Source organism: Bradyrhizobium sp. USDA 4451 (assembly GCF_054822585.1).
In genome coordinates this window covers 7,012,217-7,037,725 of sequence record NZ_JBTRCH010000001.1, presented here as the reverse complement: position 1 = coordinate 7,037,725, position 25,509 = coordinate 7,012,217, and the positions used below count along the sequence as shown (strand labels likewise).

At 63.5% G+C, this 25,509-nt stretch carries 19 protein-coding genes; 14 read left to right on the top strand and 5 right to left on the bottom strand.

All coding sequences use genetic code 11. From position 1 onward, the window contains the following. The first annotated feature begins 206 nt into the window (after nt 1–206). The 3 genes from ACVMB0_RS32965 (at nt 207) to fcl (ending at nt 3,064) form a co-directional block, all read left to right on the top strand. Nucleotides 207–881: a Crp/Fnr family transcriptional regulator gene (locus tag ACVMB0_RS32965; protein ID WP_456753717.1), complete on the top strand. Its 675-nt coding sequence runs from the start codon at nt 207–209 to the stop codon at nt 879–881. A gap of 145 nt (nt 882–1,026) precedes the next feature. Continuing rightward, complete coding sequence (gene gmd, locus ACVMB0_RS32960; RefSeq protein WP_456753718.1) at nt 1,027–2,127, top strand: GDP-mannose 4,6-dehydratase; 1,101 nt, start codon at nt 1,027–1,029, stop codon at nt 2,125–2,127. Continuing rightward, the gene (fcl, locus tag ACVMB0_RS32955) at nt 2,108–3,064 is read left to right on the top strand and encodes a GDP-L-fucose synthase (protein ID WP_461348858.1); all 957 of its coding nucleotides are present in this window, start codon (nt 2,108–2,110) and stop codon (nt 3,062–3,064) included. The genes gmd and fcl overlap by 20 nt, the downstream gene beginning before the upstream one ends. Before the next feature lie 100 nt (nt 3,065–3,164). On the opposite strand, the gene ACVMB0_RS32950 is transcribed toward fcl, so the two are convergent. Next, nucleotides 3,165–4,004 carry a uroporphyrinogen-III synthase gene (locus tag ACVMB0_RS32950; RefSeq protein ID WP_461348857.1) on the bottom strand — a complete coding sequence of 280 codons (840 nt, stop codon included), beginning with the start codon at nt 4,002–4,004 and terminating at the stop codon, nt 3,165–3,167. Nucleotides 4,005–4,141: 137 nt separating this feature from the next. On the opposite strand from ACVMB0_RS32950, the gene purU reads away from it, so the two are divergent. Beyond that, nucleotides 4,142–5,005, top strand: a complete 864-nt coding sequence (purU, locus tag ACVMB0_RS32945) for a formyltetrahydrofolate deformylase (protein ID WP_456753721.1) — start codon at nt 4,142–4,144, stop codon at nt 5,003–5,005. A gap of 57 nt (nt 5,006–5,062) precedes the next feature. On the opposite strand, the gene ACVMB0_RS32940 is transcribed toward purU, so the two are convergent. Continuing rightward, on the bottom strand, nt 5,063–5,344 hold the full coding sequence (locus ACVMB0_RS32940; protein WP_461349753.1) for a hypothetical protein: 282 nt from the start codon (nt 5,342–5,344) through the stop codon (nt 5,063–5,065). Nucleotides 5,345–5,706: 362 nt separating this feature from the next. On the opposite strand from ACVMB0_RS32940, the gene ACVMB0_RS32935 reads away from it, so the two are divergent. The 6 genes from ACVMB0_RS32935 to ACVMB0_RS32910 all read left to right on the top strand — a co-directional run bounded on the left by ACVMB0_RS32935 (nt 5,707) and on the right by ACVMB0_RS32910 (nt 11,491). Next, nucleotides 5,707–6,885, top strand: coding sequence for an ABC transporter substrate-binding protein (locus ACVMB0_RS32935; RefSeq protein WP_456753723.1), 1,179 nt, complete (start codon nt 5,707–5,709; stop codon nt 6,883–6,885). A gap of 101 nt (nt 6,886–6,986) precedes the next feature. Then, on the top strand, nt 6,987–7,856 hold the full coding sequence (locus tag ACVMB0_RS32930; protein ID WP_461348856.1) for a branched-chain amino acid ABC transporter permease: 870 nt from the start codon (nt 6,987–6,989) through the stop codon (nt 7,854–7,856). A 7-nt stretch (nt 7,857–7,863) separates the two neighbouring features. Continuing rightward, nucleotides 7,864–8,895 carry a branched-chain amino acid ABC transporter permease gene (locus ACVMB0_RS32925; RefSeq protein ID WP_461348855.1) on the top strand — a complete coding sequence of 344 codons (1,032 nt, stop codon included), beginning with the start codon at nt 7,864–7,866 and terminating at the stop codon, nt 8,893–8,895. Continuing rightward, nucleotides 8,892–9,644, top strand: a complete 753-nt coding sequence (locus ACVMB0_RS32920) for an ABC transporter ATP-binding protein (RefSeq protein WP_461348854.1) — start codon at nt 8,892–8,894, stop codon at nt 9,642–9,644. Before ACVMB0_RS32925 ends, ACVMB0_RS32920 begins: the two co-directional genes overlap by 4 nt. Then, nucleotides 9,637–10,353 carry an ABC transporter ATP-binding protein gene (locus ACVMB0_RS32915; protein WP_461348853.1) on the top strand — a complete coding sequence of 239 codons (717 nt, stop codon included), beginning with the start codon at nt 9,637–9,639 and terminating at the stop codon, nt 10,351–10,353. The genes ACVMB0_RS32920 and ACVMB0_RS32915 overlap by 8 nt, the downstream gene beginning before the upstream one ends. A 19-nt stretch (nt 10,354–10,372) precedes the next feature. Further along, nucleotides 10,373–11,491 carry a cobalamin-independent methionine synthase II family protein gene (locus ACVMB0_RS32910; RefSeq protein WP_456753728.1) on the top strand — a complete coding sequence of 373 codons (1,119 nt, stop codon included), beginning with the start codon at nt 10,373–10,375 and terminating at the stop codon, nt 11,489–11,491. Between the two features lie 103 nt (nt 11,492–11,594). Here ACVMB0_RS32910 and ACVMB0_RS32905 read toward each other — a convergent pair whose 3' ends face one another. Continuing rightward, the gene (locus tag ACVMB0_RS32905; protein WP_461348852.1) at nt 11,595–13,322 is read right to left on the bottom strand and encodes a caspase family protein; all 1,728 of its coding nucleotides are present in this window, start codon (nt 13,320–13,322) and stop codon (nt 11,595–11,597) included. A gap of 208 nt (nt 13,323–13,530) precedes the next feature. Here ACVMB0_RS32905 and ACVMB0_RS32900 point away from each other — a divergent pair, with 208 nt between their 5' ends. The 3 genes from ACVMB0_RS32900 (at nt 13,531) to ahcY (ending at nt 17,695) form a co-directional block, all read left to right on the top strand. Next, nucleotides 13,531–14,886: a hypothetical protein gene (locus ACVMB0_RS32900; protein WP_456753730.1), complete on the top strand. Its 1,356-nt coding sequence runs from the start codon at nt 13,531–13,533 to the stop codon at nt 14,884–14,886. A 60-nt stretch (nt 14,887–14,946) separates the two neighbouring features. Next, on the top strand, nt 14,947–16,143 hold the full coding sequence (gene metK, locus ACVMB0_RS32895) for a methionine adenosyltransferase (RefSeq protein WP_456753731.1): 1,197 nt from the start codon (nt 14,947–14,949) through the stop codon (nt 16,141–16,143). 124 nt (nt 16,144–16,267) lie between these two features. Next, a complete protein-coding gene (gene ahcY / locus ACVMB0_RS32890) occupies nt 16,268–17,695 on the top strand; it encodes an adenosylhomocysteinase (RefSeq protein WP_456753732.1) in 1,428 nt (475 codons plus the stop codon). Nucleotides 17,696–17,793: 98 nt separating this feature from the next. Here ahcY and ACVMB0_RS32885 read toward each other — a convergent pair whose 3' ends face one another. Further along, nucleotides 17,794–19,428 (bottom strand): calcium-binding protein, encoded by a 1,635-nt coding sequence (locus tag ACVMB0_RS32885; RefSeq protein ID WP_461348851.1) that lies wholly within the window; start codon nt 19,426–19,428, stop codon nt 17,794–17,796. 339 nt (nt 19,429–19,767) lie between these two features. Beyond that, nucleotides 19,768–21,903 (bottom strand): hypothetical protein, encoded by a 2,136-nt coding sequence (locus ACVMB0_RS32880; protein ID WP_461348850.1) that lies wholly within the window; start codon nt 21,901–21,903, stop codon nt 19,768–19,770. A 612-nt stretch (nt 21,904–22,515) separates the two neighbouring features. Between ACVMB0_RS32880 and ACVMB0_RS32875 the strand changes: the two genes are divergently transcribed. Further along, nucleotides 22,516–25,407 carry a beta strand repeat-containing protein gene (locus ACVMB0_RS32875; RefSeq protein WP_456753736.1) on the top strand — a complete coding sequence of 964 codons (2,892 nt, stop codon included), beginning with the start codon at nt 22,516–22,518 and terminating at the stop codon, nt 25,405–25,407. The last annotated feature ends 102 nt before the right edge of the window (nt 25,408–25,509 follow it).

Sequence of the window (25,509 nt, the reverse complement as noted above, 5' to 3'; positions counted from 1 at the left end):
TCCATCGAGGAGCGGCGCGCGGCGTTACGCGAGGTGGCTCTGAATACGAGAAAGCGATAGGTTGAATTGTCATGTGCCCGACAATTGGTCAGGAATTTTCGCTGGCATTCCAGGAGGCGGGTTCCTGACTTTGCGCACGACTTGGCCCACGGCATTGCTGCGGTGCAATATCGTGTCTGGTCTTGGAGTGGGGTGCCGTCGCTAGAATGATCGCTGCTGATTACCTGAAGCGCATCGCGGCCTGGTCCCGCGAGCTGAGCGAGCACGAAATCGAAATCGCGCGCGCCGGCATTTCCGAGAAATCCTACCGCGCCAACGAATTCATCTTCATGCGCGGCGACAACTTCCAGTATTGGACCGGCATCGTCACCGGGCTGGCGCGCATGGGCATCGTCTCTCGCGGCGGCAAGGCCGCGAGCTTCGCGGGCCTCACCGCCGGCGCGTGGTTCGGCGAGGGCACCGTCCTCAAGAACGAGACGCGGCGCTACGACGTGGTCGCGCTGCGCGACACGCGGCTGGCGATGATGGACCGTCGGACCTTCGTCTGGCTGTTCGAGAACAGCGTCGGCTTCAACCGCTTCCTGGTGGGACAGCTCAACGAACGGCTCGGCCAGTTCATCGCGCTGCTCGAATATGGCCGCACGCTGGACGCAACCGCGCGGCTGGCGCGCTCGATCGCCTCGCTGTTCAATCCGATTCTCTACCCCGAACTCACGCTGCACCTCGAGATCACCCAGGAGGAGATCGGGGCGCTGTCGGGAATCTCCCGCCAGAACGCCAACCAGTGCCTGAAGCGGCTCGAGCGCGAGGGGCTGCTGCGGCTCGAATATGGCGGGGTGACGATCATCGAGCTCGACCGGCTGCGCCACTATGGGGAGTGACCGGCGCCGGGGCCGGACCGAGCCGTTTTCGGATGCTCTAAAGTCCTGATCTTTCAAATGATTAAGCCATTAGACTTGGAGCGGGCCGGATGCTACAGACCGGCCTCGTCGGGACCGCGCGGGTTTCGCGCTCTCTGGAGATGACATGGCGGTTCAAGGTTCGGCGGCTCAGGACTCAAGGCGGCGCGTTGCGCTGATCACCGGCGTGACCGGGCAGGACGGCGCGTATCTCGCCGAATATCTGCTCGGGCTCGGCTACACCGTGCACGGCATCAAGCGTCGTTCGTCCTCGTTCAACACCGCACGGGTCGATCATCTCTACCAGGACCCGCATATCGGCAATGTGCCGTTCCTGATGCACTACGGCGACATGACCGATTCGACCAATCTGATCCGCCTGGTGCAGCAGATCCGGCCGACCGAGATCTACAATCTCGCGGCCCAAAGCCACGTCCAGGTCAGTTTCGAGAGCCCGGAATACACTGCCAACGCGGACGCGATCGGCGTGCTGCGGCTGCTCGAGGCGATCCGCATCCTCGGCATGGAAAAGGAGACCCGGTTCTACCAGGCCTCGACCTCGGAGCTTTACGGCCTCGTGCAGGAAGTGCCGCAGAAGGAGACCACGCCGTTCTATCCGCGCTCGCCCTACGGCGTCGCCAAGCTCTACGGCTACTGGATCACGGTGAACTACCGTGAGGCCTATGGCATGTTCGCCAGCAACGGCATCCTGTTCAACCACGAGAGCCCGATCCGCGGCGAGACCTTCGTGACGCGGAAGATCACGCGCGGCGTCGCCCGGATCGAGCTCGGACTGGACAGCAAGCTCTATCTCGGCAATCTCGATGCCAAGCGCGACTGGGGCCACGCCCGCGACTATGTCGAGGGCATGCACCGGATCCTGCAGGTCGACGAGCCCGGCGATTTCGTGCTCGCGACCGGCGAGACGCGGTCGGTCCGCGAATTCGTCGAGCTGGCGTTTGCGGAGGTCGGCCGCAGCATCGAATGGCGCGGCAAGGGCATCGAGGAGGTCGGTCTCGACAAGGCCACCGGCAACACGCTGGTGCAGATCGATCCGACCTACTTCCGTCCGACCGAGGTCGATCTCTTGATCGGCGACGCCAGCAAGGCGCGCGCCACGCTCGGCTGGGCGCCGAAGACGTCGTTCGTGCAACTGGTGAAGGAAATGGTCGCCGGCGATCTCGTCGAGGCCAGGCAGGATGCGGCCAATGCCAAGCACGGCGTTTGAACTCAAGGGCAAGACGGTTTTCGTTGCCGGCCATCGCGGCATGGTCGGCTCGGCGCTGATGCGTCGGCTGGCGCGCGAAGACACCGATCTGCTGACGATATCGCGCAGCGAGGTCGATCTGCGCGACCAGGCTGCGGTCCATGGCTGGTTTGCCGCCAAGCGGCCGCAGGCGGTGTTTCTTGCCGCCGCCAAGGTCGGCGGCATCGTTGCCAACAACACGCTGCGGGCCGAATTCCTCTACGACAATCTGGCGATCGCAACCAACGTGATCCAGGCGGCTCACGCCAATGGCTGCGAGAAGCTGATGTTCTTCGGCTCGTCCTGCATCTATCCGCGCCTGGCGGCGCAGCCGCTGCGCGAGGATTCGATGCTGACCGGCCCGCTGGAGCCGACCAACGAGCCCTATGCGATCGCCAAGATCGCCGGCATCAAGATGGCCGAGGCCTATCGCAGCCAGTATGGCTCGGACTTCATCAGCGTGATGCCGACCAATCTCTACGGTCCCGGCGACAATTACCATCCTGAATACAGCCACGTCGTCGCGGCGCTGATCCGCCGTTTCCATGAGGCCAAGGTCTCCGGCGCCGGCAATGTCGTGGTGTGGGGCACCGGCACGCCTCGCCGCGAATTCCTCTATGTCGACGATCTCGCCGACGCCTGCATCCATCTGATGAAGACCTACTCCTCGCCGGAACTGGTCAACATCGGTACTGGCGAGGACATCACCATTGCCGAATTCGCCCGCGTGGTTGCCGCCACGGTCGGCTATCGCGGCGAGATCAGCTTCGACACCTCGCGCCCGGACGGCACGCCGCGCAAGCTGCTTGACGTCGGCCGGCTCACCAAGCTCGGCTGGCGCGCCTCGACCTCGCTCGAGGATGGTATCAAGCGCGCGTACCAAGCCTATCTGAGCGAAACCAAGCAGGCGGCTGAGTAGTTTCGACTGCCTCCACGCCGTCATTGCGAGCGGAGCGAAGCAATCCATTGCGCCGCGTAGACGTGGATTGCTTCGCTCCTCGCAATGACGCCTGTTGCGGCTACTTGGCAGCGCGTGGCGGCGCCTTTGCCAACGCCACCGCCATCGCCGAGATCAGCGGCTTCATGAAGAACGCATCGTTCGCCGGATAAATATCGGTGGGCAGACCGTAGGCCTTCAACTCGTCCGATACCACCGGTCCGACGGACGCGATCGGCGTCTGCTTCAGCCCCTCGCGCAATTGCGCCTCGCATTTGTGTGCCTGCGCCACCTCGATCAGGCGGCGAACCTGGCCCGAACTTGTCAGCGCGATGGCGTCGATGCGGCCCTGCGCCATCTGCTCGATCGCGGTGACGATGTTGGCGTCGGCGGCTTGCGCGTCATAGACATAGGGCAGCACCGGATCGACCTCGGCGCCCTGCGCCTCGATCGCGCCGATCAGGGTGGCGTGGTCCTTGTCCGGATAGAGCTGCAAGCCGAGCCGATGTCCTCTCAGGTCGAGCTTCGACAGCATCTCGGCGACGCCTTCCGAGGTCGGCTTCTCGGTCGTCATCTGCGGCTCCAGTCCGATCTCGCGCAGCGCCCGGCCAGGCTTGGGGCCGCGGGCGAATTTGCGCGCGTTGCCAAGGCTGCCGACAAACTCCGCCTCGACCCCGATCCGGCGCACAACCTTCATCAGCCGGCGCAGGCCTTCCCCCGTCATCAGCACGACGTCGTCGAACGGCCGCTCGACGACGCGGCGGATCCAGGCCTCGATCGGGGCCGAATCCGGCGCGTCGTGGATGGTGAACATCGGGCATTGCAGCACGTCGGCGCCCTGCTCGGCGAGCAGGCGGGAAAACTGCGCTTCCTCGCGCGTCTCGAGGATCAGGATGCGGTAGCCGTTCAGCCGGTCAGCCATGATGGTCCTTAAACTAACATTGCCGTCATTTGTTCGATTTGAACCCTGCGGCGGGATTGGCGCAAGGCCGCCCGCGGTGATAGACGAGGGCCGAAAATGACTGTTCCACACATCTGCTCAAGCTTTGGTCAATTGGCATGCCCGACCATCAATTTGTTCTGACCCTGTCCTGTCCCGACCGGCCCGGGATCGTTTCCGCGGTCTCGACCTTCCTCGCGCATAACGGCCAGAACATCCTGGACGCCCAGCAGTTCGACGATATGGAGACCGGCAAGTTCTTCATGCGCGTGGTGTTCACCGCCGCCGACCTCGCGGTCGGGCTGTCGGCGCTGCAAACCGGTTTTGCCGCGATCGCCGAACGCTTCGGCATGGACTGGCAGATGCGCGATCGCGCCAGCCGCCGCCGGGTGATGCTGCTGGTGTCGAAGTCCGATCACTGCCTGGTCGACATCCTCTATCGCTGGCGCACCGGCGAGCTCGAGATGATCCCCACCGCGATCGTTTCCAATCACCCGCGCGAGACCTATGGCTCGCTCGATTTCGGCGATATCCCGTTCCATCATCTGCCGGTGACCAAAGAGACCAAGCGCCAGCAGGAAGACGCGGTGTGGAAGCTCGCCCAGGACACCCAGACCGACCTCGTGGTGCTGGCCCGCTACATGCAGATCCTGTCCGACGAGATGTCGGCGCGGCTGTCGGGCCGTTGCATCAACATCCATCATTCCTTCCTGCCGGGCTTCAAGGGCGCCAAGCCCTACCACCAGGCCCATGAGCGCGGCGTCAAGCTGATCGGCGCCACCGCGCATTACGTCACCAGCGATCTCGACGAGGGGCCGATCATCGACCAGGACGTCGAGCGCATCAGCCATCGCGACACGCCCGAAGATCTCGTGCGCAAGGGCCGCGATATCGAGCGCCGCGTGCTGGCGCGCGCGATCCGCTACCACCTCGCCGACCGCGTCATCCTCAACGGGCGCAAGACCGTGGTGTTCGTGGACTGATTCGCGGTTCAAGCCGCAGCCACAACGCGGTGCAGACTTCGAGGCCCGATCCGACGCTCAGTGGGCAGCGTCCTGCGCCGGCGCTGCCGGCTTGGACGTGTCGTCGCCCCGCTCGGCCGCCGGCATCAGGCGCTTGCGTTCGCGCTCCTGCATGAACTTGTCGTATTCCGGCGTGCCCGCCCGCGGCGGCGCGTCTGCGGGCAGACCGCCGGCCCAGGTCGGAATGTAGTCGGCCATCCCGGCCGAGAGCTTCTGGTTCATGGTGCTGCATCCTCCGAGCGCGCAGGCCACGAGCGCGAGGGCAGTCAGGACAGGGATCGGGCGGATGAGGATCGGCATTGGCGGCAGGATACAGCCCTGGTCTTTATGGATGATGATCGCGGCAGCGACCGTTCGGCTGCAATTGTGCTTGTTTGTTGACACTGCGACGTTGTTTGTACGATCGTACAAATGAATCGAGCCGGGAGGCGTTGCGAGCGCGTGACCGGTTTCGTGGAGGCATTGAGTTTTGCGAGACCGCTTTGGTATCATGATACTTTCGCTCGTCACCGGGTCGGACCTCGTCGCGCGCGACACACGTCCATCGTCCGATTGACAGAGGGCGCGGGGAGACGCCTTGTCGCGCGACATGCTTGGGTTAAGGAAGGCACGAGCCGGGGACCAGGGCTCGATACAGAAGAATGGAAGGGGGAGGGATGTCGATGTTCAATCGTCGCAAAATGTTGCTGTGGGCCGCCGCCTCGGCGGTGCTTCCGGTGTGCGCCAGCGTGCCCGCGCAGGCGGACGACGCCGTCAAGATTGGCCTGATCCTGCCGATGACCGGCGGCCAGGCCTCGACCGGCAAGCAGATCGATAACGCCATCAAGCTCTATATGCAGCAGAAGGGCGACACCGTCGCCGGCAAGAAGATCGAGATCATCTTGAAGGACGACGCCGCGGTGCCCGACAACACCAAGCGGCTCGCACAGGAACTGATCGTCAACGACAAGGTCAATTTCATCGCCGGCTTCGGCGTGACGCCCGCGGCGCTTGCCGCGGCGCCGCTGGCGACGCAGGCCAAGATCCCGGAAGTCGTGATGGCGGCCGGCACTTCGATCATCACCGAGCGCTCGCCCTATATCGTGCGCACCAGCTTCACGCTGGCGCAGTCCTCCACCATCATCGGCGACTGGGCGGTCAAGAACGGCATCAAGAAGGTCGCGACGCTGACCTCCGATTACGCGCCCGGCAACGACGCGCTGACCTTCTTCAAGCAGCACTTCACCGCCGGCGGCGGCGAGATCGTGGAAGAGGTCAAGGTCCCGCTCGCCAATCCCGATTTCGCGCCGTTCCTGCAGCGCATGAAGGATGCCAAGCCCGACGCGATGTTCGTGTTCGTGCCGGCGGGGCAGGGCGGCAACTTCATGAAGCAATATGCCGAGCGCGGGCTCGACAAGAGCGGCATCAAGGTGATCGGCCCCGGCGACGTGATGGACGACGACCTGCTCAACAACATGGGCGATGCCGCGCTTGGCGCAGTGACGGCGCATCTTTATTCTGCGGCGCATCCGTCCGCAATGAACAAGGATTTCGTCGCCGCCTACAAGAAGGCGTTCGGCAACCGTCCGGGCTTCATGGCGGTCAGCGGCTATGACGGCATCCATTTGATCTACGAGGCGCTGAAGAAGACGGGTGGCGCGACCGACGGCGACAAGCTGATCGAGGCGATGAAGGGCATGAAGTGGGAAAGCCCGCGCGGCCCGATCTCGATCGACCCGGAAACCCGCGACATCGTCCAGAACATCTACATCCGCAAGGTCGAGAAGGTCGATGGCGAGCTTTACAATGTCGAGTTCGCGACCTTCGAGGCCGTCAAGGATTCCGGCAAGACCAAGAAGTGACGCGCGAAGCTCCGCCTGCCTCCACGTCATGGCCGGACAAGCCGGCCATGACGTTCCACGCGACGTGGTGTCCTTTGCGTCCTCTCGGCTGAGCTGACTTGATGGCCTCAATCTTCACCAATTTGTTCGACGGCGTCGCTTACGGCATGCTGCTGTTCGTGCTGGCCTGCGGGCTTGCGGTGACGCTCGGGCTGATGAACTTCGTCAATCTCGCGCACGGCGCCTTCGCGATGGCCGGCGGCTATATCTGCGCCGTGCTGGTCAACAATTCTGGTTGGCCGTTCTTCGCCGCGCTGCCGCTCGCCTTTGTCGGCAGCGCCGTGATTGGCATCGCGCTGGAGCGCACGCTTTACCGCCATCTCTATAGCCGCAGCCATCTCGATCAGGTGCTGTTCTCGATCGGTCTGGTGTTCATGTCGGTCGCGGCGGTCGATTACATCATGGGATCGTCGCGGGTCTTCATCAAGCTGCCGGCGGCGCTGGAGGGCCAGATCGACCTGTTCGGCGTCGGCATCGGCCGGTACCGGCTGATGATCGTCGTGATCTGTGGCCTGCTCACGCTGGCGCTGCAACTGGTCCTGGCGAAAACCCGGTTCGGCAGCCGCCTGCGCGCCGCGGTCGACGATCCGCGTGCCGCGATCGGGCTCGGCATCAACGTGCCGCAGGTGTTCGCCTTCACCTTTGCGTTCGGTTGCGGCCTCGCTGGTCTCGGCGGCGCGCTGAGTGCGGAGATCCTCGGGCTCGATCCGTACTTCCCGCTGAAGTTCATGATCTACTTCCTGATCGTGGTGACCGTCGGCGGATCGTCCTCGATCACCGGGCCGTTCCTGGCCTCACTGCTGCTCGGGATTGCCGACGTCGCCGGCAAATACTACGTGCCGAAGGTCGGCCCCTTCGTGATCTACACCGTCATGATCGTGATCCTGCTCTGGCGCCCGAACGGCCTGTTCGGCCGCACCGTGGCGCGGTGAGGCCGTCATGACCGCGCTGTCCGACGTCTCCACTCATGCGATGGCCACCGCGCGCTGGCGGGTCAGCGAGATCGCGTTCTGGGTGCTGGCGCTGGCCTGCGCCTTCATGTTCCCGTCGCGCTACCTGATCATGACCGACATCGTGCGGCTCGGCCTGTTCGCGCTGTCGCTCGACCTGATCCTCGGCTATGCCGGCATCGTTTCGCTCGGCCATGCAGCGTTCTTCGGCGTCGGCGCCTATTCGGCCGGGCTGCTGGCGCTGCATGGCATCATCAACGAGCCGGTCATCGCGCTGGTCGCCGCTGGCCTCGTCGCGGCGGTGCTCGGCTTCCTGACCAGCTTCCTGGTCATCCGCGGCGTCGATCTGACACGCCTGATGGTGACGCTCGGCATCGCGCTGCTGCTGGAAGCGCTCGCCGAACGGTTTTCCAACATCACCGGCGGCACCGACGGTCTGCAGGGCATCGAGATGCAGCCGATCCTCGGGCTGTTCGCCTTCGACATGTTCGGCAAGACCGGGTTGTTCTACTCGCTGATCGTGCTGTTCATCCTGTTCCTGCTCGCCCGCCGCGTCGTGCATTCGCCGTTCGGCCTGTCGCTGCGCGCGATCAAAAACAATCCGCTGCGCGCGGCCGCGATCGGCGTGCCGGTCAGCCGCCGCCTGATCTCGGTCTATACGCTCGCCGCGTTCTATGCCGGGATCGCCGGCGCGCTGTTCACCCAGACCACGGCACTCGCCTCGCTCGACGTGTTTTCGTTCGAGCGCTCGGCCGATCTGATGCTGGTGCTGGTGATCGGCGGCACCGGCTATCTCTATGGCGGCCTGATCGGCGCCGTCGTGTTCAAGATGCTGCAGGAGCTGTTTCAGAGCATCACCCCGCAATACTGGCTGTTCTGGATCGGCCTCGTGCTGGTCGTGATCGTGCTTGTCGGCCGCGCGCGGATCCATCGCTGGGTGCTGTTCGTGCCGAACCTGATCATCCGCCAGTTCGCGGGCCGCAAGTCGGCTGTCGCGGTGCCCGAGGGTGATGCGTCATGACGGTGGCGCTCGAGACCCGCAATCTCGAAAAATCCTTCGGCGGTCTTCGCGTCACCCGCGACCTGTCGCTGAAGGTGATGCAGGGCGCCCGCCACGCGCTGATTGGGCCGAACGGTGCGGGCAAGACCACCGTCATTAACCAGCTCACCGGCGTGCTGACGCCAAACAGCGGGCAGATCCTGCTCGAAGGACACGACATTACGGGCCTCTCCGTGCACAGACGGGTGCTGCGCGGGCTGTCGCGCACCTTCCAGATCAACCAGCTCTATGCCGACCTGACCCCGCTCGAGACCATCGGGCTTGCGGTGTCCGAGCGAATGGGCCGCGGCGGCGACTGGTGGCGGCGAATGGGGACGCGGAGCGATGTCAACGCCGAGATCGCCGAAATCCTGTCGCGCTTTCATCTGCTCGACGTGATGACCGAGCTCACCTCGACGCTGCCTTACGGCAAGCAGCGCCTGCTCGAGATCGCGGTTGCGATCGCCGCCAAGCCACGGGTGCTGCTGCTCGATGAGCCCGCCGCCGGCGTGCCCGAAAGCGAGCGCCACGATATCCTGACGGCGGTCGCGGCACTGCCGCGCGATGTCACCGTGCTGCTGATCGAGCACGACATGGATCTCGTGTTCTCCTTCGCCGACCGCATCTCGGTGCTGGTCAATGGCGGCCTGCTCACCGAGGGCGCACCCGACGAGGTCGCGCGCGATCCGCAGGTGCGGGCGGTCTATCTCGGCGAGGCCGCCGATGCCTGATCTCCTCTCCATCCAGGGCCTGCGCGCCGGGTACGGTGAGGCCATGGTGCTGCCCGACATGTCGCTAACGCTTGCAGAGGGCCAGGTGCTCGCGGTGCTCGGCCGCAACGGCACCGGCAAGACCACGCTGATCAATGCGATCGTCGGCATCGTCAAACGCTTCAGCGGCAGCGTCGCGCTCGCAGGCCATGACATCACGGCGATGCGGCCGGACCAGCGCGCCCGGGCCGGGATCGGCTGGGTGCCGCAGGAGCGCAACATCTTCCGCTCGCTGACGGTGGAAGAGAACATGACCGCGGTGGCGCAGCCCGGGCCGTGGACGGTGGAGCGGGTGTACGAGATGTTTCCGCGGCTGAAGGAGCGGCGCGGCAATTTCGGCAACCAGCTGTCCGGCGGCGAGCAGCAGATGCTGGCGATCGGCCGCGCGCTGACGCTGAACCCGAAAGTGCTGCTGCTCGACGAGCCGACCGAAGGCCTCGCGCCGATCATCGTTGAGGAATTGTTAAAGGCGATCGGAACCATCACGCGCTCTGGCGGAATCTGCTCGATCATTGTGGAACAGAACGCGCAAAAGATTCTAGGGCTCGCCGACCGCGTTGTGATATTGGAACGCGGCACCATCGTGCACGATGCCGCGAGCACCGCGTTGAAGGCCGATCCGTCCATCCTCGAGCGCCATCTCGGCGTCTCCGGGGCCAAAGCACATTAGAAACGTTCGGGAGTTGATCATGCAGCGAACCAAGCCTCCGTTCCGCGCCGACGAGGTCGGCAGCCTGTTGCGGCCGCCGAAGATCAAGGAGGCCCGCGCCAAACTGGAGAAGGGCGAGATTTCGGCCGACGAGCTGCGCAAGATCGAGGACATGGAGATCGAGAAGGTCGTGCACAAGCAGGCCTCGGTCGGCCTCAAGCTTGCGACTGACGGCGAGTTCCGCCGCTCCTGGTGGCACTTCGACTTCCTCAGCCATCTGACCGGCTGTGAACTGTTTCATCCCGACATGGGCATCCAGTTCGCAGGCGTGCAGACCCGGCACGACGCCATCAGGGTGATCGGCAAGCTCGATTTCTCCGATCAGCACCCGATGCTCGATCATTTCAGGTTCCTGAAGAAATACGCCGACCAGGCCCATGTCACGCCGAAGATGACGATCCCTTCGCCGGCCGTGCTGCACTTCCGCGGCGGCCGCAAGTTGATCTCGAAGGAGGTCTATCCGGACCTCGAGGAATTCTATCAGGATCTCGGCAAGACCTACCGCAAAGCGGTGAAGGCGTTCTACGATGCAGGCTGCCGCTATCTGCAATTCGACGACACGGTGTGGGCCTATCTGTGCTCGCCGGAGGAACTGCAGAAGTCGCGCGACCGCGGCGACAATCCCGACGGCCTGCAGGAGATCTACGCGCGTGTCATCAACTACGCGATCGCCGATCGGCCGTCCGACATGGTGATCACCACGCATGTCTGCCGCGGCAACTTCCGCTCGACCTGGATCTCCTCCGGTGGTTACGAGCCGGTCGCCGAGACTATGCTCGGAGGCACCAATTACGACGGGTATTTCCTCGAATATGATTCCGATCGCGCCGGCGGCTTCGAGCCGCTGCGCTTCCTGCCCAAGGGCAACAAGGTCGTGGTGGTCGGCGTCATCACCTCCAAGTTCGGCGAGCTCGAGAAGAAGGACGACATCAAGCGGCGGCTGGAGGAGGCATCGAAGTTCGCCCCGCTCGAGCAGCTCGCGGTGTCGCCACAATGCGGCTTCGCCTCGACCGAGGAAGGCAACATCCTCTCCGAGGAAGAGCAGTGGGCCAAGCTGCGGCTCGCCGTCGAAGTCGCGAACGAGGTGTGGGGCAAGTGACGCGCTAGCGTCATCCCGGGGCACGCAAAGCGCGAACCCGTGATCTCGAGATTCCGGGTTCGATGCTTCGCATCGCCCCGGAATGACGCTGTCTCTTGTACCGTCACTGCTCCGCCAGATACACCTCGCCGAGCAGCGAGGAGTTCGACCAAGGTACCTGCTTGCCCTTGGTCGCGGCGACGACCTCGGCGCGGACCCGCGTCAGCATCTGCTGCACCTCGAGGCCGGGCGTGCCGACATGGCGCGACAGCGCTGCCGAGAACGGGCTGTTGGCGCCTTCGCCATCGAGCGCGATCTGGCCCGGCGCGGTCGCGAACGCGATTAGCGTGCCGGCGCCGAGCGTCGAGCCGGATCCGAGCGTCGCGGGCGCGGCAAGGCCGGAGCCGGCCTCGATGCCGCGGCTCGGGCCTGCGGAGGCCAGCTGCGGCGCCATCGGATTGTTGCGGCAGGCATCGAGGATCAGGATGTTGGTGCGGATCTGATCGTCGAGGCCGGCCATGATGGTGTCCATGTCGACCATCGCGTCCGTCATGCGGCTTCCTGCCTTGAACTCGATATCGACCGGCACGAGGTAGTTGCGGCCGTCGACCTGCACGCCGTGACCTGCGTAGTAGACCACCGCGATTTGCGCCCGCGCCGCCTCGCGCAGGAAATCGTGGATCGTCGTCTGCATCGCATTGCGATCGAGGTCGAGCCCTTCGGTGACGGTGAAGCCGATCTCACGCAGGCTCCTGGCGATGGCGCGCGCGTCGTTCGGCGGATTGGGCAGCGCCTTCACATGCGCATAGCCGCCGTTGCCGATCACCAGCGCGACGCGCCGGCCGGTTGTGGCGGCCTGCATGCGCGCTGCGGGGGCGGCTGGTGCAGCGGTGGGCGCTGGCGGTGCGGGAGCTGGGCTGCTCTCGGCGGCAGGTGACGATGCCGTCTTGCGCGGCGCCGCGTCGGCCTCCTTGAGCAGCGCGAGCCGAACCTTGGCGGTGGCCTGGTTGGCCTTGCTGCCGGCATCGGAGGAGGCGCCCTCGAGAACCGCGGCGTAATCCTCCTTGGCATGCGCGGCGTCGCCGTTGGCCTCATAGGCGAGGCCGCGCTGGGTATAGGCTGAGATCAGCACGCTGCCTGGCGGCGTCATGATGTTGGCTGGCGCCTTCGCCTTCGCCAATCGAATCGCTTCCGTGGTGTCCGCGATCGCGCGTGCGATGTCGCCTTTGGCCCGCCAGATGACGGCGCGGCTGATGAGCGGTTGCGGCAGCGACGGGTCGATCCGCACGGCCTCGTTGATGTCGGCAAGCGCGCCGTCGAGATCGCCGAGCGCCTGCTTCGATGAGCCGCGGTTCTGGTAGGAAAACGCCGACTTCGGGCCCGCCTTGATCGCGGCGTCGTAGTCGGCGATCGCCTTGGCATAGTCGCCCTTGCCGCGATAGGCGTTGCCGCGGTTGTGAAAGATGATGCCGCTTGGCGGCCCCATGCGCAGCGCGTCGTTGAAGTCGGCGATCGCGATGTCGTACTCGCCCTTGTCGTAATAGGCCGACCCGCGCAAATTGTAGACGGCGGTGCTTGGCTTGAGGCGCAACGCCTCGGTGGCGTCAGCGATCACCTGCGCATAGTTGCCCTTCTTGTTCCAGCCGACCGCGCGCCAGAAATGGATGGTGGCGAGCTTCTCGCCGGAAAATACCTTCAACGCGATGATCTTGGTGCAGGCGTCGATCATCTGGTCGGCGGGCGTGGTCTCGGTCGTGCAGAGAGGGCCGAGCTGGGCGCGCGTCTGGGCGAAATTGGGCGCCGCCCACAGCAGGGCGGCAAGCAGGCAGGGAATCAGGGGCAGGCGGCGCATCGGTCATCCCGGGGGTGAGCGGTCATGGTGATCGGCGACGGCGAGGCGGTTGAAACGGCGGTCCAGGTGCAATCCATGACTGTTTGGTGATGGAGCCGCGGAGGGGGTTCAATTGGTGGGAAAATGGTGGTAACACGCCGTCACACACGATCTCTGCCCACTTTCGTCCCACTCACCGCTGCCCACTCCGCCGTCCGCCCTTGGCCCCATGAAGAACGACGAAATCCTCAGTCAGATCACGGATTTCTGCCGCCGTTCCGACATGGCGGAGACGACGTTCGGCCGCCGTGCCGTCAACGACGGCAAGCTGGTGCACCGGTTGCGCGAGGGCAAGCGCATCACCATCGACACGCTCGACCGCATCAACGGCTTCATCGCGACGTCCACGCCGGGCGGTGTGGCGCCGCCGCGCGGCCTCGTGGTTCCACCGGAAAAGCGCGATCCGCGGGGCAATTTCCGGTTCTTCGAGAATCGCCAGCGCTATTTGCTGTTCGTGCACACCTGCAGCGAGAAGCGGGTGATCGCCGATCGGGTAGCGCTGGAGCTGGCCGCGATCCACCCCCGGCCGCCGGCGCTGCGGGTATTCGATGCCGGGATGGGCGACGGCACCGTGCTGGCGCGGGTCCTGCGTGCCATGCATGGCCGCTTCCCACATATGCCGTTCTATGTCGCCGGCAAGGAACTGAGCCTCGAGGACGTCCGTCTCACCCTCGACAAGGTCCCCGACCGCCTGTTCGAGCATCCGGCCAGCGTCTTCGTCTTCACCAACATGTATTACGCCGAGGCGCCCTGGCTGACGCCGAAGAACTCCGCGGCCGCTGCCAGCATGATCTGGCATGAGGTGGCCTTGCGGGGTGCGTCCTCTGGGGAATTCGAGGCCCAGATCGCCGAACTCGGCCCATTCCTTGAGCAGAACTGGCGAGCGAATCTGAGCCCCGGCAATGCGATGCCGATCTATGAGCGGCCGGTGGCGCTGGTGCTGTATCGGGATGATCACCGCTTTTTGCTCGATTCCATCATTCCGCGGGCCGGCCGCACCGAGGCTAATTTCGATCTCGTGATCGCCTCGCAGCCCTACCGCGCCAAATCCTCGGTGAACTTCCGCGCCAAGCGGATCATCGCGCCGCTCGCCCGCGCGCTGCGCGGCGGCGGACGGTTGATAGGAATCCACTCCCACGGCGGCGATCCCGGGCTTGAAATGATTCAAGCGGTGTGGCCCGGAGAAAATCCTTTCGCCGTCAGCCGCCATGAGATACTGCGCGCCGTGAAATACGAGTTGGGCTCCGCCGGCCGCGAGCTGAACTTCAACGCCTACGCCGATAACCGTTCGATCTTTCGATATGATATGGAAGCGCTGCCCAATGAGGTGACCGGCTCGATCGGAACCTCGACGGCCTTTGCGGCGTGGAATGCGGCGGTGTATGTCGCGCAGATCGAAGACGAGCGGTTGACCGAAACGACCGAAAACGGACGAGCTCTCGAGGCCACACGCGAGGTTCTCCGCAAACACAACGGGCTGTGGTTCTACGACGAATCCTACGTCATCTCACGGCGACGAGACTGACATTCCGGGGACATATTCACCAACCAACGTCGGACTTCGACGAAACAAGGGGTTTAGTTGATGCGCGCGTCTTATCTCTTCACCAGCGAGTCGGTCTCCGAAGGCCATCCGGACAAGGTCTGCGATCGTATCTCCGATGAGATCGTCGACCTGTTCTACCGCGAGGGACCGAAAGCGGGCATCGACCCGTGGCAGATCCGCGCTGCCTGCGAAACGCTCGCGACCACCAACAAGGTGGTGATCGCCGGCGAAACGCGCGGCCCGAGCTCGGTCACCAATGAGCAGATCGAGAGCGTCGTTCGCAACGCGATCAAGGACATCGGCTACGAGCAGGACGGCTTCCACTGGAAGAACTGCGACATCGAGATCCTGCTGCATCCGCAGTCGGCCGACATCGCGCAGGGCGTCGACGCGCTGCAGCCGGGCGAGGTCAAGGAAGAGGGCGCTGGCGACCAGGGCATCATGTTCGGTTATGCCACCAACGAGACGCCGGACCTGATGCCGGCGCCGATCTTCTATGCCCACAAGATCCTGCGCCTGATCTCCGAAGCGCGCCACTCCGGCAAGGAGAAGGTGCTCGGTCCGGACTCCAAGAGCCAGGTCACCGTGCAGTATGAAAACGGCAAGCCGGTCGGCGTCCGCGAGATCGTGGTCTCGCACCAGCATCTGGTCGAGGACCTCACCTCGAAGCAGATCCGTGACATCGTCGAGCCCTATGTGCGCGAGGCGCTGCCGCAGGAGTGGATCAGCAACAAGACGATCTGGCACATCAATCCGACCGGCAAGTTCTTCATCGGCGGTCCCGACGGCGATTCCGGGCTGACCGGTCGCAAGATCATCGTCGACACCTATGGCGGCGCGGCTCCGCATGGCGGCGGCGCGTTCTCCGGCAAGGATCCGACCAAGGTCGACCGCTCGGCCGCCTATGCCGCGCGCTACGTCGCCAAGAACATCGTCGCGGCCGGTCTCGCCGACCGCTGCACGCTGCAGCTCGCCTACGCAATCGGCGTGGCGCGCCCGCTGTCGATCTACATCGACACCCACGGCACCGGTAAGGTGTCGGAGGATCAGCTCGAGAAGGCGGCAGCCAAGGCGATGGATCTGACGCCGCGCGGCATCCGCACCCATCTCGACCTCAACCGCCCGATCTACGCGCGCACCTCGGCCTATGGTCATTTCGGCCGCACGCCCGACAATGAGGGCGGCTTCTCCTGGGAGAAGACCGATCTCGTCGAACAGCTCAAGCGCGCGCTCTGACTTGCGTCATTCCGGGGCGCTCGCGGGAGCGAGCGAACCCGGAATCCTTATCCGTCACCTCGAGCTTCCGGGTTCGCCTCTTTGAGGGGTCCCGGAATGACCAATTCAACAACAGGACGCTCACATGAACGCCCCCACGAAGCCCGGCTTCACCGACTACATCGTCAAGGACATTGCGCTCGCCGATTTCGGCCGCAAGGAGATCTCGCTGGCCGAGACCGAGATGCCCGGCCTGATGGCCACCCGCGAAGAATTCGGCCCCAAGCAGCCGCTGAAGGGCGCGCGCATCGCGGGCTCGCTGCACATGACGATCCAGACCGCCGTGCTGATCGAGACGCTGGCCGCGCTCGGCGCCGATATCCGCTGGGTTTCCTGCAACATCTATTCGACCCAGGATCATGCCGCCGCCGCGATTGCGGCTGCCGGCATTCCGGTGTTCGCGATCAAAGGCGAGACGCTGACCGAGTACTGGGACTACACCGCCAAGCTGTTCGACTGGCACGGCGGCGGCACGCCGAACATGATCCTCGATGACGGCGGCGACGCCACCATGCTGGTGCATGCCGGCGTGCGCGCCGAGCAGGGCGATACCGCCTTCCTCGACAAGCCGGGCTCGGAAGAAGAGGAGATCTTCTACGCGCTGGTGAAGCGCCTGCTGAAGGAGAAGCCGAAGGGCTACTTCGCCGAGATCGCCAAGAACATCAAGGGCGTGTCGGAAGAGACCACCACGGGCGTGCATCGCCTGTACGAGATGGCCAACAAGGGCACGCTGCTGTTCCCGGCGATCAACGTCAACGACAGCGTCACCAAGTCGAAGTTCGACAACCTCTATGGTTGCCGCGAGTCGCTGGTCGACGGCATCCGCCGCGGTACCGATGTGATGCTGTCGGGCAAGGTCGCGATGGTCGCGGGCTTCGGCGATGTCGGCAAGGGTTCGGCGGCCTCGCTGCGCCAGGCCGGCTGCCGCGTCATGGTCTCCGAAGTCGATCCGATCTGCGCGTTGCAGGCGGCGATGGAAGGCTATGAGGTCGTGACCATGGAAGATGCCGCGCCGCGCGCCGACATCTTCGTCACCGCCACCGGCAACAAGGACATCATCACCATCGAGCACATGCGCGCGATGAAGGATCGCGCCATCGTCTGCAACATCGGCCACTTCGACAACGAGATTCAGATCGCTTCGCTCCGCAATCTGAAGTGGACCAACATCAAGCCGCAGGTCGACGAGATCGAATTCCCCGACAAGCACCGCATCATCCTCTTGTCGGAGGGCCGCCTCGTGAACCTCGGCAATGCGATGGGCCACCCGTCCTTCGTGATGTCGGCATCGTTCACCAACCAGACGCTGGCGCAGATCGAGCTGTTCGCCAACAACAAGGACGGCAAGTACGCCAAGAAGGTTTACGTGCTGCCGAAGACGCTCGACGAGAAGGTCGCCCGCCTGCACCTCGCCAAGATCGGCGTCAAGCTGACCGAGCTGCGCAAGGACCAGGCCGATTATATCGGCGTCAAGCAGGAAGGTCCCTACAAGTCGGATCACTACCGCTATTGAGCTGCGGTCATTGCGATCGATCACGTGAAAAGCCCCGGCATCGTCCGGGGCTTTTTGCTGCGGGCGCGTTTATCGCCCACGGCGTGAAGCCAACACTCTCAGCTGAACTTGAACATGCCCGCGTTCAGTTGTGCGGGTGCCTCGCCGATCAGCCACACCGCGTTGCCTGCGGCGTCGGTAATGATGGTGGTGTTGATGCCGGCCGCGTAGAATTCGGCAGCCTGGACGTCTGCGAACGAATGCAGTGAGGTACCTGCGAAATCGACGAAGTCGTTGACGCCGCCGGCGTTGAAGTCCTCGACGACCATCACTTCGGTATCGGACGCCTTGTCGTTGAGGTTGAAGGTGTCGCTGCCGCCGCCGCCCCAGGCGTAGTCGACGCCGCCACCGCCGGTGATATCGTCCGCACCCGAGCCCATCAGAAAGACGTCGACGCCGGTGCCGCCGGTGACGGTGTCCCCGCCGTTCGAGCCGTAAACGTAGTTCTGGCCGGAGCCGCCGTAGATCAGATTGCCGTCGGTTTCGCCCGACGAGATGAAAATGTTCAGACCCGAGCCGCCATACATCGTGTCGACGCCCGCGCCGCCATAGAAGTAGTTGGTGCCGGCGCCGCCGAACAGATAATCGGCGCCGTCGCCGCCATACATCACATTGACGTCGCTGGCCGACGTGCCGCCCGCGCCAACCAGTGTGTCATTGCCGCTGCCGCCGAACAGATAGTTGAAGCCGGTGCCGCCATAGATCACGTCATCGCCGTCTTCGCCGAGCAATACGTCGTTGCCGTTGCCGCCGCTCAAAACGTCAGCGTCGGCGCCAGCGTAGATGTAGTCGTTACCGTCGCCGCCGTCGATGGTATCGAAGCCGGCGCCCGCAACGATGATGTCGTTGCCTGCGCCGCTGGAGATCAGGTCGTTTGATGCCGTTCCATAGAGCGAGTCCGCACCAGCCGTGCCGTACATGGTGTCGTCGGCGTAGCCGCGGACGCTGTATCCGAGGTCCTTCAGCACTCCGAGATCGAGCGATGAAACGACGTATTGGTAGTCGTCGAAGAACACGATCCCATTCATCAGATCCAGCGTGAGCGGGTCCGTGACTGTTGATGGCGAGGCGTTGAAGTCGGATTGCTGATTGCCGAAGTGATAGTAGTTTTCCCCGTCGTTGCTGTCCGTCGTCAGCGGTACCGGGCCGCCATACGCGGCCTCCGCATGCGCACCGATGAAATAGGCCAGCGATCCGGACTTCTGGATAAAAGTGTCAAAGGTCGATTCATAGTTGCTGGGGAGTTGACCGCTCTGGCTGTACCAGCCCGTCATCCCGAACCCGTGCATCACCTCGTGCAGGAACACGTCGATCGGGTTGAGCTTGTTGTACGGGACCTGACTACTCGGACTCAGACCGTAGTCCAGATCGAGATATTGCAGATAGGAGGTGTCGACATCGATGGTGATGTCGCTCGTCGTGCCGCTGAGGTGTTGTCCCGTCGTCAGTTCGTACTGGCTCGAAGGCTCATAGACGTCGAAGCCGCCGTTGGTTCCGACATAATAGGACGACGTCGGCCCGCCATCTGCCCGCCCCACGGCGGTGGTCGTAATATTGAGGTCGACAACAAGATTGCCGATGCCGCCGATATAGTCCTGCCAGACGCTTAGCGCCTGTTGCAGGTCGTAAACCAGGGCCGAATCCGTCGCCGCTCCAGCGCTACCGCTGAGCTGAACAGTATAAGTCCAAGCCATTTCCTACCCCTCAGTAAAATCGTCCGCCCGATCCAACCGCCCGTTGCAAGATGCATTTGAATAATTTCGCTTTATCGACGCTTGATACCACTTTTAGTTGATCCGAGGCGAAAAAACTCGCTCGGCCCGCGGAATTTTCGGGGGGGGGGGGCGTTCGGCGCGGAAAGCCCGCCTAAAAAATCTTTAGCTCACGATCGAGAGGTTCGCGGCCGTGACGGTTCCGGTGTTGGGGGCCTAGTGCGGGGCACTCGCAAGGCTCAACAACGAGCGGTAACATTTACTAGCGGCTCCGGCGCGGATCAAGCCGGGCGTTGCAGATGCCGTCTGGGCCCGAAGCATTCAGCTGAACTTGAACATGCTGCCGTCCAGTTGTTCCGGAGCGACGCCGGTCAGCCAGACCGCGTTGCCTGCGGCGTCGGTGATGATGGTGGTGTTGGTACCGGCCACGTAGAATGACGCCGCCTGGACATCGGCGAAGGAGTGCAGCGACGTGCCAGCGAAATTGATCAGGTCGTTGACGCCGCCGGCATTCAAGTCCTGGATCACCATCACCTCGGACGTCGAATCGTTGAGGGTGAAGGTATCGCTGCCGCCGCCGCCCCAGGCATAGTCAACGCCGCCGCCGCCCGTGATGCTGTCGTTGCCGGAACCCATCAGGAAAACGTCAACGCCGGTGCCGCCGGTGACGGTGTCGCCGCCGTTCGAGCCATAGACATAGTTCTGGCCGGTGCCGCCATAGATGACATTGCCGACGCTCTCGCCCGACGAGATGAAGATGTTGAGACCGGATCCGCCGTACATGGTGTCGACGCCGGCGCCGCCGTAAAAATAGTTGGTGCCGGCGCCGCCATACAGCAGATCGGCACCATCGCCGCCGTACATCACGTTGACGTCGCTGGGAGCCGCGCCGCCCGAGCCGTTCAGAATATCGTTGCCGTTGCCGCCATAGAGATAGTTGAAGCCGGTGCCGCCGTAGAGCACGTCGTTGCCGTCTTCGCCGAGCAGCACGTCGAGCCCTGCATCGCCGAACAGCGTATCGTTGCCGGCGCCGGCATAGAAATAATCATTGCCGTCGCCGCCATAGCCGATGTCGTCACCGCCCTGGCCGACAAGAACATCGTTGCCACTGTAGCCATACAGCGTGTCCGCGCCGGCGTGACCGTAGATCAGGTCGTTCGAGATGCTGCCGACCGCGGTCGGCTGCGTGGCGGTCGCGTAAAACGTCGTGGTGTTGCGATCGTCGTAGATCGATTCCTGCAAGGTGTCGGCGAAGCCGGGCTGGTGCTGCTCCCAGACGATCTGCTCGCGTCCGTCGCCATACATGGCGATCGCGGCCGCGCCGATTGCCGACGTGCTGTTCGAGGCGGTCGTCACCGTGCTGGCGTCACCAAGCGATCCGTTGCTTGCGATGTGGTAGCGGCTGACCGCCGTGACCCCAACGATCGCGTCGTTGGCGCTGTAGGTCACCGTCACGCCGCCGTCGCTCGCCGCGGCTGCGTCGATTGAATTGATGAAATAGCCGGTGCCGACGCCGTCGATCTGCAGGGCCGGCGCGACCGCCGTGCCCGTCGCGTCAAACACCTGCACATCGATCACGGGGTTGAGGGCAGCGATGATCGAGTTCGTGTAGTCCCGCACCAGCGCGAAGCCGCCGCCGGAGAGCGCGACGACCTTGTCGTAGCCGACCGAGGCGCTGGGCCCGGGCGCGGTCGACAAGGTCATCTCCGATCCGACCGCAACGCCGGCCGAGGTGTAGATCTGCGCTTCGACATTGGCGCCGCTGATCCAGCTGACCAGGATGTTGCCATTGGTGAGCGTCGTCGCCGAAGGGGTGGTTTGGCTCCCGGCGGTCGTCGTGTTGACCGCAAACTCGGAACCGATCTTGTTACCGGCGGCATCGAACAGCTGGGCGTTGATGCCCGAGCCGGAGCCGTCGCCGCCGACGCTGCCCGGTAGAGGGGAAATGGCATCTTGCCAGACCGCAAGAAATCCGCCGCCTGCCACGGCCGTAATCGTTGCGTTGGTTTCGTTGCCCGCGGTGGTATTGAGCTTGATTTCCGCCCCGACGGTGCCGTCTGGCGCGACAATCTTCGCGAACACGTCGGTCCGCAGCGTGCCCGTGTTGTAGGATCCGTAAGTGTAGGAAACGGCGACCGATCCAGTGGAGAGCGCGGTCACGCCAGGCGACGAAAGGACCGAGCCGATCAAGGTCGGACTGTAAGAACTGCTGGTGATCGTGATCGGGGTCCCGAACGTATTGCCGAGCGGATCGACCCGTTGCAGAACGATGGATCGGTAGCTGAGGTCAGGGAAGTTGGCATAGCCACCTTGCATGTAGACCATCGCCATCTGGTCGTTGCCGATGGCGGCGAGCACAGGTGCATCGAGGTTGTTGGACCCGTTATCGGTGCCGTTGACAGGAGGATTGGGCTGCACGCTCGCGATCAGTACGGGGTTTCGCCATACGCTTCCCATCGCTTGATCCTCCACCTTCCATGACATCTGCAATCGACGCGCAGTTTCCAGTGATTTTCGGTTCCGGCAAGGGCCGATGCTCGAGATCCTGGCCAAAGCGTCTGCGACCTATCGTCGTCAAGCTGAACGCAATGTTGTCTTCAGGCCAGGCTCTGGAATCATGTTGCGGTTGCGAGTGCACCGCAGCGCATAGTCGCAAGCTTGCGGCCGACGACACTACCCGCCCGAGCTCGTGGCGCTGCCGTGAGCTGGTCCGCAGATCGACCAGGCGAATTCCGCGACAATCGTCGTGCAGATGAGCGTTGACTCGCGTAAATCCTCTCGCTTAGATTGTTTCCATATTTACTATTTCGTTAATATTGGAAAAGGGGAGGGGGAACTCATTGCCGGTCCAGGTCGGCTGAACGCGCCCCGATTGGATTTTCGTCACCTGATCAACTCAACGCACTAACTGAGCGGCAGCTCTTTCGCTGCTGCACTGCTGTCGTTTTTGCTCTCACGCTCTGTTTAGCCAATCGGCGTTTCCCGCTTCGTTTCTCCTGCCGAAATCTGGATTCTGCCGACTACTCGCATTGCACAACGACTTTTTTGACCACGCAAGGGGATTATATCATGGCGACATTTACAGGCACGTCAGGCAACGACACCGTAACCGGAACACCTAACGGCTCGAACACGAATGACACGCTGCTGGGACTTGCCGGCAATGACACGCTGATCGGCGGCGATGGCGCCGACTCCCTGGACGGCGGAACCGGGATAGACTTTGCATCCTACATCGACTCCAGCGTCGGCATTAAAGCGAGCCTGGCAAACCCAGCCGTCAATACGGGTTTTGCGGCCGGTGACACCTATACATCGATCGAAGGCCTGATCGGCAGCAACTTCAACGACACCCTGATCGGCAATGGAAACACCTCTTACCTGCAGGGCGGGTTGGGGGCCGACTCGATCATCGGCGGCTCGGCCAATGACTATGCCGACTACGCCAATTCATCCGCCGGGCTTGTGGTCGACCTCGCCGATCCCACCCAGAACACCGGCGAAGCAGCCGGCGATACTTACTCCAACATCTCCAAGATCAGAGGCTCGGCCTTCAACGACACGCTGATCGGCGACTCCAACAACAATACGTTGCGCGGCGGCGCCGGAGCCGACGTGCTCAACGGCGGTGCCGGCTTCGACTTCGCTTCCTATTCAGACTCGGGCGTCGGCATCACGGCAGACCTCGCAGACCCGACCCAGAATACGGGCGAAGCGGCCGGCGACACCTATATCTCGATCGAAGGATTGCGCGGCAGCGACTTCAACGATCATCTGGTCGGTGATTCCGGAATTAACTTCCTGCAGGGCGGTCTCGGAGCCGATACGCTGGATGGCGGCGCCGGCTTTGACTATGCCGACTATTTCAATGCAACAACCGGGGTCGTTGCCGATCTGGCGAACTCCGCGCTGAATACCGGAGAAGCCGCCGGAGACGTCTACATCTCGATCGAAGCGATCAGAGGCAGTGCATTCAACGATACGCTGATCGGCGACGCCAACAACAACTTCCTGCGCGGTGGCGCCGGCGCGGACTCGCTTGATGGCGGAGCGGGGTACGACTACGCCGACTACGGCAATGCGGCCACGGGCATTGTGGCCGACCTAGCCGATCCCACCCAGAACACCGGTGAAGCTGCCGGCGACACATACACCTCGATCGAAGGCATCCAGGGAGGTAACTTCAACGACACCCTGATCGGCGACGGAGGCAACAACAACCTGCGAGGCGGCCTCGGCGCCGACTCGCTCGTCGGCGGCGCCGGCACGGACTACGCGGACTACGGCAATGCGGCGACGGCGCTGGTCGTCAGTCTTGCAAATCCGGCCAGCAATACCGGCGAGGCCGCGGGCGATACGTATAGCTCGATCGAAGGCATTATCGGCTCGGCCTTCAACGACACGCTGACCGGAGACGGCGGTGACAACAATCTGCGTGGTGGCGCAGGTGCCGACGCGCTCGATGGCGGAGCCGGCAACGACGTTGCGGAGTATGTCAACGCCGCGGCCGGCGTGCTGGCCAGCCTGGCCAATCCGGCCTCGAACACCGGCGACGCTGCCGGCGATACCTACACCTCGATCGAAGGACTGAGAGGGTCGAATTTCAACGATACCTTGATCGGTGACGGCGGCGACAATCTGCTCGACGGTATCGGCGGCGCAGATTCGCTCGTCGGCGGTGCCGGCAATGATACCTACATTCTCGACAATCCCGGCGACACCATCACCGAGAATGTGGGCGAGGGCACCGACACGGCAGTGATCGTCGGTAACTTCAACTACACGCTCGCTGCCAACGTTGAAAACCTCGCGATCGCGACGTCCAACAATGTCTCGGGTACCGGCAACGCGCTCGCCAATTTCATCACGGGCGGCGCAGGCAACAACACGCTGGACGGCGGGGCCGGTGCGGACACGATGGCCGGCGGGCTGGGCAACGACACCTATTACGTCGACGATCCCGGCGACGTGGTGGTCGAAAACACCGGTGAAGGCACCGACACTGTTCACACCACGATCAACTACAGCCTGACCGCCAACGTCGAGAATCTGATCCTGGACGGTTCGGGCAATCTTTTCGGCACCGGCAACGCGCTGAACAACGTCCTGACGGGCAATGCCGGCAATAACTCGCTTTACGGCGGTGACGGCAATGATACCGCGACCGGTGGCGCCGGAAACGACGTGCTCGTTCTCGGCAATGGCGACGACTATGGCGATGCCGGCGACGGCAACGACTATATCTATGCCGGCGCCGGCAATGACGTCCTGATCGGCGGCAACGGCCTCGACGTGTTGCTGGGAGAGGACGGCAATGATGTGCTCTATGGAGGCGCCGGCTTCAACTATCTGTTTGGCGGGGCCGGCACCGATACCTTGATCGGCTCGGGTGGGACCGGCGGAAGCGATGTCAACGTGATGTTTGGCGGTGATGGCACCGACTATCTCTATGGCGGGAACAGCACCAACTACTTCTACGGCGGCGCAGGCGTCGACACCATGTACGGCGGCTCGGGCCTGAACATCTTCATCTCGTCGGGCGAGGCCGACGGCAATGTCATCTACGGCGGTTCGGGCCAGAACTACGTCTATGGCTCCAACGGCGGCGATACGGTGACCGGCGGCAGCGGCGTCGACGTGTTCCTGATGGGCAGCGGCAACGATGTCATCAGCGGTGGCGGCGGCGTTGACTACGCCTGGGGCGGTGGTGGCTCCGATACGTTCGTGATCAGCGACGCCTCTTCGGAGGTCATGGTCGTCCAGGACTTCAATACGGGCGGCGTGAATGACTTCGTGAACTTTGCAGGGACATCGCTGCATTCGTTTGCCGACGTACAGGCGGCCGAGACCTACGTTGCCGGGATCAACACCACGATCATCACCGATGCTGCCGGCAGTGCGGTCTGGCTGATCGGCGTGGCGCCGGCACAGCTCGATGCGAGCATGTTCAAGTTCAGTTGAGAATTGAGACCGGGCCCTGATCTCCGGAGTTTTGACTGCAATACGCTCCAAAGAAGGCCGCCGGTTGAGGCGGCCTTCTCATTTGTGATCCCGTTTCCGGGG